This is a genomic window from Luteimonas composti (genome assembly GCF_042678665.1).
Classification (GTDB): domain Bacteria; phylum Pseudomonadota; class Gammaproteobacteria; order Xanthomonadales; family Xanthomonadaceae; genus Luteimonas; species Luteimonas composti.
In genome coordinates this window covers 445,711-457,652 of record NZ_JBHTKU010000005.1, presented here as the reverse complement: position 1 = coordinate 457,652, position 11,942 = coordinate 445,711, and the positions used below count along the sequence as shown (strand labels likewise).

General features: G+C 69.8%; 11 protein-coding genes and 1 pseudogene. 1 reads left to right on the top strand and 11 read right to left on the bottom strand.

What is annotated here, in order from left to right:
* Positions 1-228, bottom strand: a 228-nt coding sequence (locus ACFQ2D_RS16935) for a hypothetical protein (RefSeq protein ID WP_386795718.1), incomplete at its 3' end; no start/stop codon positions are given.
* Here ACFQ2D_RS16935 and ACFQ2D_RS16930 point away from each other — a divergent pair.
* Positions 227-714 (top strand): annotated as a pseudogene (locus ACFQ2D_RS16930) (transposase); the annotation flags it as partial. The gene ACFQ2D_RS16935 and the pseudogene ACFQ2D_RS16930 sit on opposite strands and share 2 nt — an antisense overlap.
* 221 nt (positions 715-935) lie before the next feature.
* Here ACFQ2D_RS16930 and ACFQ2D_RS16925 read toward each other — a convergent pair.
* The 10 genes from ACFQ2D_RS16925 to uppS form a co-directional block, all read right to left on the bottom strand.
* Entirely contained in the window at positions 936-1,511 is a 576-nt protein-coding gene (locus tag ACFQ2D_RS16925) for a ribonuclease HII (RefSeq protein ID WP_280943777.1), read from the bottom strand.
* Positions 1,508-2,716, bottom strand: a complete 1,209-nt coding sequence (gene lpxB / locus ACFQ2D_RS16920) for a lipid-A-disaccharide synthase (protein ID WP_386795717.1) — start codon at positions 2,714-2,716, stop codon at positions 1,508-1,510. The genes ACFQ2D_RS16925 and lpxB overlap by 4 nt, the downstream gene beginning before the upstream one ends.
* Before the next feature lie 40 nt (positions 2,717-2,756).
* Complete coding sequence (lpxA, locus tag ACFQ2D_RS16915; RefSeq protein ID WP_280943776.1) at positions 2,757-3,545, bottom strand: acyl-ACP--UDP-N-acetylglucosamine O-acyltransferase; 789 nt, start codon at positions 3,543-3,545, stop codon at positions 2,757-2,759.
* 1 nt (position 3,546) lies between these two features.
* On the bottom strand, positions 3,547-4,017 hold the full coding sequence (gene fabZ, locus ACFQ2D_RS16910; protein WP_280943775.1) for a 3-hydroxyacyl-ACP dehydratase FabZ: 471 nt from the start codon (positions 4,015-4,017) through the stop codon (positions 3,547-3,549).
* Positions 4,014-5,054 carry a UDP-3-O-(3-hydroxymyristoyl)glucosamine N-acyltransferase gene (gene lpxD / locus ACFQ2D_RS16905; protein WP_280943774.1) on the bottom strand — a complete coding sequence of 347 codons (1,041 nt, stop codon included), beginning with the start codon at positions 5,052-5,054 and terminating at the stop codon, positions 4,014-4,016. Before lpxD ends, fabZ begins: the two co-directional genes overlap by 4 nt.
* 15 nt (positions 5,055-5,069) lie before the next feature.
* On the bottom strand, positions 5,070-7,607 hold the full coding sequence (gene bamA / locus ACFQ2D_RS16900) for an outer membrane protein assembly factor BamA (RefSeq protein ID WP_280943773.1): 2,538 nt from the start codon (positions 7,605-7,607) through the stop codon (positions 5,070-5,072).
* Between the two features lie 62 nt (positions 7,608-7,669).
* Positions 7,670-9,031 (bottom strand): RIP metalloprotease RseP, encoded by a 1,362-nt coding sequence (gene rseP, locus ACFQ2D_RS16895; RefSeq protein ID WP_280943772.1) that lies wholly within the window; start codon positions 9,029-9,031, stop codon positions 7,670-7,672.
* 9 nt (positions 9,032-9,040) lie between these two features.
* Complete coding sequence (locus ACFQ2D_RS16890; protein WP_386795716.1) at positions 9,041-10,213, bottom strand: 1-deoxy-D-xylulose-5-phosphate reductoisomerase; 1,173 nt, start codon at positions 10,211-10,213, stop codon at positions 9,041-9,043.
* On the bottom strand, positions 10,213-11,091 hold the full coding sequence (locus ACFQ2D_RS16885; protein WP_280943771.1) for a phosphatidate cytidylyltransferase: 879 nt from the start codon (positions 11,089-11,091) through the stop codon (positions 10,213-10,215). The genes ACFQ2D_RS16890 and ACFQ2D_RS16885 overlap by 1 nt, the downstream gene beginning before the upstream one ends.
* A complete protein-coding gene (gene uppS / locus ACFQ2D_RS16880) occupies positions 11,088-11,810 on the bottom strand; it encodes a polyprenyl diphosphate synthase (RefSeq protein ID WP_386795726.1) in 723 nt (240 codons plus the stop codon). Before uppS ends, ACFQ2D_RS16885 begins: the two co-directional genes overlap by 4 nt.
* Positions 11,811-11,942 lie beyond the last annotated feature (132 nt).

Sequence of the window (11,942 nt, the reverse complement as noted above, 5' to 3'; positions counted from 1 at the left end):
CCGAACTCGGAAGTGAAACGCAAACGCGCCGATGGTAGTGTGCAGCCGCATGCGAGAGTAGGTCATCGCCAGGGTCTTTACCCCGAACCCCCAGCCCCAAAAGGCTGGGGGTTTTTTATTGCGCTCGGATAGCCGCCAGCGGATGGGCAGTTCGATACGCGAATGACTCGCCCCCACTGAGCCGTACCACGTGAAGCAGTAAAGTCCGTCAACCCGGAGGACGGACATGCGCAAGAGTCGCTTCACCACCGAACAGATCATTGGACTCACAAGCAGGCGGGAGGCCGGCATGGCCGTCTCGGAGCTGTAGTGCAGCACGGCTGCAGTGCCGCCAGTTTCTACGCCTGGCGGGCCAATAACGGCCCGATGAGGCCGAGGACGCCAAGCGCCTGAAGGGGCCGGGCCAGAAACAACCGACTCAAGCGGCTGCTCGCCGACGCCCATCTGGCCATCGAGGCGCTGTAGATCGGCTTCGGGATAAAACGCTAGCTCCGCCACGCAAGGGCAAGGCAGTCCGGCCGATGCTCGACTAGACGGTTCTGAGCGCGCGCCGGGCCTGCCGCCTTGCGGGGGGTGTCTCGCGATGCCTTCCGTCACCCGCACGAGCCAACGCCCGCCACGCGGGCGCCCTCGGCGCAGATCATCGAATCGGCGCAGGTGCTGCGCAGGTTCGGCTATCGCGGCCTGTCCGACCCGCTGCACCCGGAGTCCCCGACGTGAACCGCAAGTGCGTTCGTCCTGCCTTGTTGACGTGCAGCACGGCGCCGACGTCCGCCGGGCCGTCCATCTCCTGATCTCGTCGTCCATCACCTGGCTCATCGTGCCCTGCGTGCAAACGGCGCACCCGAGCAGGAAGTCGCTGGTCATTACAGACTGGCGAACCCGGATACAAATCGCCGTCGCCGATGGCGACCGACGCCCAAGCGGGCAGCCCTCTAGGCGAACAGCAGCTGCTGCTGGACCGGGGAGAAACTCCGCCGATGGTGCGGGCAGGGGCCATGCTCGCGCAACGCCGCGAGATGGTGCGGCGAGGGATAGCCCTTGTGCTGGTCGAAGCCGTACTGCGGGAACTGGGAATGCAGTTCGACCATGGCGCGATCGCGTGCGACCTTGGCCAGGATCGAAGCGGCCATGATGGCAGGCTCGACGCCGTCCCCGCCGACGATCGCTTCGGCCTGGCAGGGCAGGCCGGTCGGCAGGCGGTTGCCATCGATGCGCGCATGCGTCGCCGCGGGGGCCAGGGCGCACAGGGCGCGTCGCATGCCGGTCAGTCGCGCCTGCAGGATATTGATCGCGTCGATCTCGTCGACATGGACGAATTCGATGCGCCAGGCCAGAGCGCGCCGGACGATCAACGGATACAGCGCCTCACGGCGCGCGGCGCTGAGCTTCTTCGAATCGTCGAGACCATCGATGCGGCGGCGCGGGTGGAGGATCACCGCGGCCACGACCACAGGCCCGGCCAGCGGGCCGCAGCCGGCCTCGTCGACTCCGGCGATCAGCCGCTTCATCGCCCGCCATCCAGCAGGCCGGCGACCGCTTCCGCCGAGGAGGCGGAGGCGTCCCGGCGCAGGTCGATATGCAGGTCGCGGTAGATCGGCTCCAGTGCGGCGGCGGCAGTCCGATCGGCGAACCATTGCAGGATCGCGTCGGCCAGACGATCCGGCGTGCAGTCGTCCTGCATCAGCTCCGGCGCGATCGTCCGGCCGGCAAGTACGTTGGGCAGGGCGTAGCGGTCCACTTTCAGCAGGCCAAGGGCGCGGACGATGCGGTACGTACTCGGCGCGATGCGATAGCCGACCACCATGGGCCGCTTGGCCAGCATCGCCTCGAGCGTGGCGGTGCCGGAAGCCAGCAGCACTACGTCGGAGGCGACCATCGCGTCGCGGGCGCGTCCATCGAGCAGCAGGGCGCAGCCAGGCGGCAGCGGCGAAGCGGCGAGCAGGGCGCGGATCACCTCCGCGCAGGCCGGCGTCGCCGCCGGGAGGACGACCCGCAGCCCCGGGATCCGCGCCGCGACCTGGTGGGCGGCCTCCAGGAAGATCGCGCCCAGCCGCTCGATCTCGCCCAGGCGCGAGCCGGGCAGCACGGCGAGGACGGGTGCGTCGTCGGGCAGGCCGAGTTCGGCCCGGGCACGGCGGCGGTCCGGGTTCAGCGGCATGGCATCGGCCATGGGATGGCCCACGAAGCGCGCGTCCACCCCGTGCCTGGCGTAGATCGCCGGCTCCATGGGGAACAGGCACAGCACGCGGTCGGCGCTGCGCCCGATCTTCGCCGCGCGCCCCTGCCGCCACGCCCAGACGGAGGGGCTGACGTAATGCACGGTGCGCATGCCGCGCCGCTTGAGCGCGCGCTCGAGGCCGAGGTTGAAGTCCGGGGCGTCGATGCCGATGAACACGTCGGCCTGCCAGTCGAGCACGCGCCGGCGCAGGTCCCGCCGCAGCCGCAGCAGTCGCGGCAGGTGGCGCAGCACCTCGCTCAGGCCCATCACCGCCAGTTCCGCGGCGTCGTACCAGGTGTCGACACCCGCATCGCGCATCGCCGCGCCGCCCACGCCGGCGAACTCGGCCTGGGGCAGACGTGCACGCAGTGCGTCCACCAGCCCCGCACCGAGCAGGTCGCCGGAGGCTTCCCCGGCGCACAGCGCGATCCGCAGTCGGGGGAGCGCGGAATCGGGCAGCCCCGGGGCCGGCACCGGGTCCGGGCGATCGCCCAAGGCAGGGAAGTCGACGTGGTTCACGCGCCGCCCAGCGCGTTCAGCGCAGCAGCGGCCGTTCGCCGCTTTCGATGAAGTCCAGCATCGCGCGTACGTCGGCGCTGCCGGCAGCCGCGATCTCCTCGAGTTCCGCGCGCGCTTCGTCCAGCTTGGCGTCCCCCATGTAGAGCGCGCGATAGGCTCGTCGGATCGCTGCGATGCGTCGCGGATCGAAGCCGCGGCGCTTCAGGCCTTCAGCGTTGATCCCGCGCGGGCGCGCGTACTTGTCCTGCGCCACCATCAGGAACGGCGGAACGTCGCCATTGACGAATGCACCCATGCCGATGAAGGCGTGCGCGCCGATCCGGCAGAACTGGTGCACGCCGGCGAAGCCGCTGAGGATCACGTGGTCGCCGACCACCACGTGGCCGGCCAGCGAAGCGTTGTTGGAGAACACGCAGTGGTTGCCGACCATGCAGTCATGCGCGACATGCGTGTAGGCCAACAGCCAGTTGTCGTTGCCGATGCGGGTCACGCCGCCGCCATCGCCGGTGCCGCGGTTGAGGGTCACGAACTCGCGGATCAGATTGCGGTCGCCAATCTCCAGCGAGACGCGTTCGCCCCGGTACTTCTTGTCCTGCGGATCGCCTCCGATGGCGGCATGGCCGACGATGCGGTTTTCGCGGCCGATGCGCATGGGCCCCTGCAGGCTGCAGTGCGGGCCGATGGTGCTGCCGTCGCCGATCTCCACGTCCGGACCGACCAGGGTGAACGCCCCGACCGACACCCCGTCGCCCAGCCGGGCGGACGGATCCACCACCGCGGTGGGATGGATGCCGGGCTGCGCCATGTCAGCTGCCCGCCTCGATGCTGCGCACCTCGGCGCACAGGATCTCGGCACAGGCCACCTGCTCCCCGTCCACGCGGGCCACGCCACTGTAGAGCGTCATGTTGCGGATCTCGCGGCGGATCTCGACCTCCAGGTCGAGGCGGTCGCCGGGCACCACCATCCGCGAGAACTTGGCGTTGTCCACCTTGACCAGGTACGACAGGCGGCCGGTCAGGCTGCCGCCATGGGTCAGCTGGGACAGGACGCCGCCGGCCTGCGCCAGCGATTCGATCACCAGCACGCCGGGCATCACCGGTCGATGGGGAAAATGTCCCTGGAAGAAATGCTCGTTGCCAGTGACGTTCTTGTAGGCCAGCACGCGCTTGCCGTGCTCGAACTCGACCACCCGGTCGATCAGCAGGAACGGATAGCGGTGCGGCAGCAGCTCGTGGATGCCGTTGAGGTCGATCGGTAGCGTGACCGGCTGGTTCATTCGTTTCCCTTTGTCGGCAGGCGCAGGCGCCGGGCCAGTGCGTCGAGCTGCTTGTAGCGGACCGCGTTGCGGCGCCAGCTGCGGCTGTCCATGAGCGGGGTGCCGGAAGAATACTCCCCCGGCTCGCGGATCGAGTGGGTCACCAGGCTCATCGCAGTGACCATCACCCGGTCGCAGATCTCCAGGTGGCCGGCGATGCCCGCGGCGCCGCCGATCATGCAGTATCGCCCGATCGTGGTGCTGCCGGCCACGGCCACGCAGCCGGCCATGGCGGTATGCGCCCCGACGCGGACGTTGTGTGCGATCTGGATCTGGTTGTCGAGGCGGACGTCGTGCTCCAGCACGGTGTCCTCGATCGCGCCGCGGTCGATGGTGGTATTGGCGCCGATCTCGCAGTCGTCGCCCACCCGCACCCCGCCGAGCTGCGGCACCTTGATCCAGTGCGGCTCGCCGCCCTCGCGATCGAGCGCGATCCCGAATCCGTCGGCCCCCAGCACGGCGCCGGGATGCACCAGCACGCGCTGTCCGAGACGGACCCGACGGACCAGGGTGACCCGCGCGACCAGGGTGCTGCCGCCGCCGACGTCGCAGTCCTCGCCGATCACGCAACCCGGGCCGATGCTGGCGCCGGCGGCGATCCGGCTGCGGGCACCGATCACCACCAGCGGGCCGATCGAAGCGCCGTCCTCGACCACCGCCTCGGCATGCACGACGGCGGTGGGATGGATGCCGGGTTCATTGGCCGCCACGGGCTCGAACAGTGCCGCGATCTTCGAATACGCCACGTAGGGATCGGGCGCGACCAGGAGGGTACGGTCCTGGCCCTCCGCATCGGCCCCGCGCACCACCACCACGCCGGCGCGGGACTCGGCCAGCTGGCCGCGATACTTCGAGTTGGCCAGGAACGACAGTTGCGCCGGGCCGGCCGCGGCCAGCGTCCCCACGCCCGCCACGGGGCGCGCGGCGTCGCCGTGCAGGACGAGCCCGAAGCGTTCGGCGAGCTCCCCCGCGGTGATCGTGAAGCCTTCCGGGGACATGCGGTCGGACGGCGGCTAGAACGCGCCGCCGAAGGTGAACTGCAGCCGCTCGAGTTCGTCGCCTTCCACCAGCACCCGACCGTTGCTGTCTCGCACCGCGTCCTGGCTGCGGATCGGGAAGGCGTAGCTGATCGAGATCGGGCCGACCGGCGCGCGCCACATCAGCGCCACGCCTGCGGAAGCGCGCAGCTCGCTGCTCTCGAACGCGTCGACGTTGCGGAACACGTTGCCGACGTCGACGAAGGCCGAGACGCGCGCGGCGGGCGACTTGATCAGCTGCGGGAAGAACATCTCCAGCGAACCGACGGTCTTGAGCGAGCCGCCCATGGGCTGCAGGTACGAGCTGTTGAACGCGGTCTCGCGCGGGCCCAGGGTGTTGTCGCGGAAGCCGCGCACGGAGCGCGCGCCGCCGGCGTAGAAATTCTCGAAGAACGGCAGGCCGGTGGCGACCAGGGTCCGGTTGTAGACCGAGCCTTCGCCGCACTCGCCGTCCGCGGCGGGCGTGGGGTCGGCCGGGGCGCTGCCGGGCGGCGGCAGCGGCTGATCGCCGAGGCTACGGCAGAACGTCCGGTAGACATCGTCGCCGTAGCTGTCGCCGTAGCCGATCTCGAACCGGGTATTGAGCACCAGGGCGCGATTGATCGGCCAGTACTTGGAGAACTCGTAGTTGAACTTGAAGTACTCGACCGTCGAGCCTGGCAGGGTGGTCTCCAGCGACACGCGCTGCATGGTGCCGCGGGTGGGCTGCAGGTAGTCGTTGCGCGAATCGCGCGCCCAGGCCAGCTCGGTGCGCCAGGCGTGGAAGGTGCGCGAGCCGACCGCGTCGATGTAGTCGACGATGGATTCGGGCGAGGATCCGCGCCAGGCGAAGATCTGGTTCCGGTCGACGCCGAACAGCGCCGAGATCGTGTCCGACTCGGTGATCGGCAGGCCCAGGACCATCTGCATCGCCGCGTTGGTCGACGAGAACTGGGCGGTGTTGAACTCGGAGTTGTCGAACTCGCGCCACCACAGGTTGTAGCCGAGCGACAGGCCTTCGTCGGTGAAGTACGGATTGAGGAAGGAGAACGAGTAGCGCTGCAGGTAGACGTTGCGCTGCGCTTCGACCGAGACGCGGTTGCCGCTGCCCAGGAAGTTGTTCTGCGACAGCTGCACCGACGTGGTCAGGCCCGCGAGCTGCGAGTAGCCCACGCCGAACACGAAGCTGCCCGACGTGGTCTCGGTCACGCTGAACACCACGTCGACCTCGTCGTTGCTGCCCGGCACCGGCTGGGTCTCGACGTTGACGCTGCCCGACTCGAAGTAGCCCAGGCGCTGCAGGCGCACCTTGGAACGGTCGATGGCGGCCTGCGAATACCAGGCGCCTTCGAACTGGCGCATCTCGCGGCGCATCACCTCGTCGGAGGTGCGGGTGTTGCCGCGGAACACGATGCGACGCACGTTCACGCGCGGGCCGGGCACGACCTGCAGCTTGATGCCGACGGTGCGCTTGTCGCGGTCGATCTCGGGAATCGTGTTGACCTGGGCGAAGGCGTAACCGATGTTGCCCAGGTTCGCGGTGATCGCGTCCGAAGTCAGCTCGAGCAGGGCGCGCGAGAACACCATGCCCTCGCGGACCAGCAGCAGCCGCTCGACGTCCTCCTTCGGCAGCACGGTGTCGCCGGTGACCTCGATCGAGGAGACCGTGTAGATCTCGCCCTCGGTCAGCCCGGCGGTGATGAACATGTCGCGCTTGTCGGGACTGATGGAGACCTGGGTGCTGTCGATGCTGAAGTCGACGTAGCCGCGGTCCAGGTAGTAGTTGTGCAGTTTCTCCAGGTCGCCAGAGAGCTTTTCCTTGGAGTACTGGTCGTCGCGCCGGTACCAGCTCAGCCAGTTGCTCTCGCCCGACTCCCAGCTGTCGGTGAGCTGTTCCTGGTCGAACAGCTCGTTTCCGATCAGGTTGATGTGGCGGATCTTGGCCGCCTTGCCTTCCTTGACCGTGATGGTGACGTCGACGCGGTTGCGGTCCAGGCGCGAGACCGTCGGGGTGATCTCGACGTTGTACTTGCCGCGGTTGTTGTACTGGCGGGTGAGTTCCTGGGTGACGCGGTCGAGCGCGAGGCGGTCGAAGGTCTCGCCTTCGGCCAGGCCGATGTCGCGCAGGCCCTTGGTCAGGTCCTCGGTCTTGATGTCCTTGTTGCCGGTCAGCGTGAGCTTGTTGATCGCCGGACGCTCGGTCACGGTCACCACGAGGATGCTGCCCTGGCGACCGACCTGGATGTCCTCGAAGAAACCGGTGCGGTAGAGCGCGCGCACCGCCTCGCCGATCCGCGTCTGGTCGACGGTGTCGCCGCGCTCGATCGGCAGGTAGGTGAACACGGTGCCGGCGCCGATGCGCTGCAGGCCGTCGACGCGGATGTCGCTGACGGTGAACGCGCCGGCAGCCTGCGCGGCCGCCGGCTGTGGCACCGCGAACGCGGCCTGCGGATCGACTGCCTGCTGGGCCCAGGCGGGTGCGATGGCGGTCGCGAGGGCGAGTGCAAGCAGGCGGCGGGCAGGGGTACGCGTCATCGATCGGTCCGGATTGGGAGAGTGCTCCGCTGCTGACGCAGCGGCGGTCGGAGAACGGGGCATCAGCGCACCAGCTGGAGAATGTCGTTGTAGAACGCCAGGCCCATCAGGCCAGCCAACAGCACCAGGCCGACATACTGCCCGGCAGCCATCGCACGTTCGCTTAACGGACTGCCCTTGACCAACTCGATAAGGTAATACAACAGGTGCCCCCCGTCCAAGAGCGGGATCGGCAGCAGGTTGAGGATGGCGATGCTCAGCGAGAGCAGGGCGAGGATGGTCAGGTACCAGGCCACGCCCTGGCTGGCGTAGGCGTTGGTGGCGCGGGCGATGGTCAGCGGTCCGGCCACGGTGTTTTCCAGCGCGAGCCGCCCGGTGAAGGCGCGCTGGATCATGCCCAGCAGCTGCCCGGTGAGATGACCGACCTCGCGCGCGGCCACGGGGATCGCGGCCACCGGACCGTACTGCTGCAGCGCGTCCTTGGGCGGCAACTCGATCCGTCGCGGCGCCTCGATGCCCAGCACCCAGCGAGGCTGCCCGTCGTCGCCGGCGACCTCGCGCGGCGCGATCGGGAAGGCAAGCCGCTCGCCGTCGCGGGTCACCTCGATCATCGCTTCCCCGCCGCGCTCGCCGAGTGCCTGCACCAGCGGGGCGATGTCGTCGAACCGTTCCACCGGGCGGCCGTCCAGCGCGGTGATGCGGTCGCCTTCGGCCAGGGTGCCCCAGGCCGCGCCATCGGGCAGTACCCGGCCGACGTCGGCGGGCACGGTGAAATGGCGCGGCACCAGGCCGATGCTGCCCAGGACCTGGCGCTGGTCGAAGTCCTGCGGCAGTTGCGACAGCCGCAGCGTCACCTGCCGCTCGCGACCCTCTGCATCGGCCACCCGCAGCGGCACGTCCGTGCGGTCGAGCGCCGCGGGCAGCAGCGCCATCTGCAGTTCCATCCAGGTCGGCGTCTCGCGCCCGTCCAGCGCCAGCACCCGGTCGTCGCCGCGCAGGCCGGATTCGGCGGCGATGCCGGTCGACGGGCCCAGCACCGCGGCGTAGTCGGGCCGGCCGACCACGAACATCGCCCACAGCAGGACGAAGCACAGCAGCAGGTTCGCGGCGGGGCCGGCGGCGACGATCGCGATCCGCTTCCACACCGACTGGCGATTGAAGGCGCGATCGGCCTCGGCCTCCGGCACCTCGGCCTCGCGTTCGTCGAGCATCTTCACGTAGCCGCCCAGGGGAATGGCGGCCAGCCGGTATTCGGTCCCGTCCTTCGCGCGGCGCTGCCACAGGGCCCCGCCGAAGCCGATGGAAAAACGCAGCACGCGCACGCCACAGCGGCGCGCCACCCAGAAATGGCCGAATTCGTGGATGGTCACCAGGATGCCGAGGCTGACCAGCAGCCACCAGGCGGCGCCGAGGAACTCAGTCATGGCGGCGGATCATGCGATGGCACCTGTGGCGATGGCGTGGCTGGCATGGCGGCGTGCCCGGGCGTCGGCGTCGCCCAGCGCCTCCAGCGATTGTGCCGGTTCGGCCGCGATGGCGGCGAGTGCATCCTCGACCAGGGCGGCGATGGACAGGAAACCGATGCGGCCCTGAAGAAAGGCTGAAACGGCCACCTCGTTGGCGGCGTTGAGCACCGCGGGCGCGGTGCCGCCGGACCGCAGCGCCTCGCGCGCCAGCCGCAGGCAGGGGAACGTGGCGGTATCGGGCGGCTCGAACTCCAGCCGGCCGTGCGCGGCCAGGTCGAGCGGACCGACCCCGGAGGCGATGCGCCGCGGCCAGCCCAGGCCCACTGCCAGCGCGGTGCGCATGTCGGGCAGGCCCAGCTGGGCGAGGGTGGAGCCGTCGGCGAATTCGACCAGCGAATGGACCAGGCTCTGCGGATGCACTAGCACGTCCAGCCGCTCGTCGGCCAGGCCGAACAGGTGGTGGGCTTCGATCAGCTCCAGGCCCTTGTTCATCAGGGTGGCCGAATCGACCGAGATCTTCGGACCCATCGACCATTTCGGATGGGCTACTGCCTGGGCCGGCGTCACCGCCGCCAGCCGGTCGCGGTCCCAGCCGCGGAACGGCCCGCCCGACGCGGTCAGGGTGATGCGACGCACCTCGGGCCCGGCCTCGCGGCCGTGCAGGCACTGGAAAATGGCGTTGTGCTCGCTATCGATCGGCACGATGGTGGCGCCGGCATCGCGCGCCGCCTGCAGCATGAGCTCGCCCGCCAGCACCAGCGATTCCTTGTTCGCCAGCAGCAGGCGCTTGCCGGCGCGGGCGGCCGCCAGGGTCGAATCCAGCCCTGCGGCGCCCACGATCGCCGCAACCACGGTGTCGCAGCCGTCGCCGGCGACCAGGTCCGACAGCGCCCGAGCGCCCGCGTGCGGCAGGGTCGGGAGACCGGCCGCGCGCAGCCCGTCGCGGAGCGCCGGCAGCCGCGGGGCCTCCCCGATCACGGCATGGTCCGGACGATGCCGGGCGCACTGTTCGACCAGCGCGTCGACGTTGCTGCCGGCCGCAAGCACGCTGGCGCGCATGTCGTCCGGATGGCGGGCGATCACGTCCAGCGCCGAACCGCCGATCGATCCGGTCGCGCCGAGGACGGCGACGCGCTGCATCAGAAGCCCAGCCAGATCTTGGCCACGGCGAAGACGGGCAGGGCGGCCAGCACGCTGTCGAGGCGGTCGAGCACGCCGCCGTGGCCCGGGATCAGGGTGCCGGAGTCCTTGGCGCCCACGTGGCGCTTGAGCAGGCTCTCGAACAGGTCGCCGATCACCGAGAACAGCACGGTGAATACCGCCGCCACCGCCACCAGCGGCAGCTCGCGCAGGCTGGCGCCTGCCAGCGGCGCCATCGCCAGCGCGACCACCACGCCCAGGGCGACGCCCCCGGCGAGGCCCTCGATGGTCTTGTTGGGGCTGATGCGCGGCGCCAGGCGGCGCCCGCCGAACCAGCGCCCGCCGAACTTGCGCCCGGCGAAATAGGCGCCGGTATCGGTGGCCCAGACGATCATCAGCGCGGTCAGCAGCCACACGTGGCCCTGGCTGACCAGCGACAGGCCGGTGGAGTCGGGATCGCCGGCGTGGATGACCGCCAGCGCGCACCAGGCCGGCACCACCGCCGCAGTGCCGGCGGCAAGCTTGAACACCCGGGCATGGGTGTCGTGGTCGGAGGCGAAGTCGTAGCGGCGCAGCCACAGCATCGCGAGCAGCCACCAGACCACGCCCAGCGTCGCCACCAGCTTGAACAGCACCAGCGAGCCGCCGCTGTCGTTGGGCGAGGCCCAGACCAGGGCCGCCATCAGCAGCAGGTTCGCCAGCAGCAGCACGTTGCGCTGCAGGGTGTCCTCGATTTCGGAGAGGCGGAACCACTCCCACAGCGCGGCCAGGAAGATGATCGCCGACAGCGCGACCAGCCAGGGGGTGGGCAGCAGGAGCACGCCGCCGATGGCCAGCGGCGCCATGGTCAGCGCGGCGAGCACGCGGGTACGGGTCAAGGTGTTGCACTCCCCTGGAGATCGGGCCGGGCGCGGCCGGCCACCTGTTCGCCGGTCAGGCCGAAACGGCGCTCGCGTCCGGCGTAGGCGCGCAGCGCCTCGTGCAGGACGGCCGTGTCCAGTTCCGGCCACAGCGTCTCGGTGAACCACAGTTCGGTGTAGGCCAGCTGCCACAGCAGGAAATTGCTGATCCTGTAATCGCCGCCGGTGCGGATGAACAGGTCGGGCGCCGGCAGGTCGGCCAGCGCGACGCGGGTGCCGAGGACGGCCTCGTCGATCTGGGCGGGCTGCAGGCGCCCGGCAGCGACGTCCTCGGCCAGCGAGCGCGCCGCGGCCGCGATGTCCTGGCGGCCGCCGTAGCTGGCGGCGATGTTGAGCGAAAGCCGGCCGTTGCCCGCGGTCAGGGCCTCGGCGGCCTGCATGCGCGCGCGGATGTCGGCGGAAAAGCGGCTGCGTTCGCCGATGAAGCGCACGCGCACGCCGCGGCGGTGCAGTTCCTCCACCTCGCGGTCGAGCGCGGCGATGAACAGCTTCATCAGCGCGCCGACCTCTTCCTCGGGCCGGCCCCAGTTCTCGCTGGAAAAGGCGAACAGGGTCAGCGCCTCGATGCCCTGGTCCAGGCAGAAGTCGATGCAGGTGTTGACCGCGCGCGCGCCGGCGCGGTGGCCGATGGCGCGCGGTCGGCGCCGGCGTGCGGCCCAGCGGCCGTTGCCGTCCATGATGATGGCGACGTGCCTGGGCACGTTGCCATGATTGGTGATGGGTGATTGGCGATTCGCAAGAGCGTCGTCTCGCGAATCCTGGGTGTCAGTCAATGGGATGGTCTCTTCGGACGTCGGCTTCTGACCAAT

What these genes read in the sequence shown, in the direction of transcription:
- lpxA (WP_280943776.1), bottom strand. Translation starts at nt 3,545, where the DNA reads ATGGCGCAGCCCGGCATCCATCCCACCGCGGTGGTGGATCCGTCCGCC.
- rseP (WP_280943772.1), bottom strand. Translation starts at nt 9,031, where the DNA reads ATGACTGAGTTCCTCGGCGCCGCCTGGTGGCTGCTGGTCAGCCTCGGC.
- uppS (WP_386795726.1), bottom strand. Translation starts at nt 11,810, where the DNA reads ATGGACGGCAACGGCCGCTGGGCCGCACGCCGGCGCCGACCGCGCGCC.
- ACFQ2D_RS16890 (WP_386795716.1), bottom strand. Translation starts at nt 10,213, where the DNA reads ATGCAGCGCGTCGCCGTCCTCGGCGCGACCGGATCGATCGGCGGTTCG.
- fabZ (WP_280943775.1), bottom strand. Translation starts at nt 4,017, where the DNA reads ATGAACCAGCCGGTCACGCTACCGATCGACCTCAACGGCATCCACGAG.
- bamA (WP_280943773.1), bottom strand. Translation starts at nt 7,607, where the DNA reads ATGACGCGTACCCCTGCCCGCCGCCTGCTTGCACTCGCCCTCGCGACC.
- ACFQ2D_RS16925 (WP_280943777.1), bottom strand. Translation starts at nt 1,511, where the DNA reads ATGAAGCGGCTGATCGCCGGAGTCGACGAGGCCGGCTGCGGCCCGCTG.
- lpxD (WP_280943774.1), bottom strand. Translation starts at nt 5,054, where the DNA reads ATGTCCCCGGAAGGCTTCACGATCACCGCGGGGGAGCTCGCCGAACGC.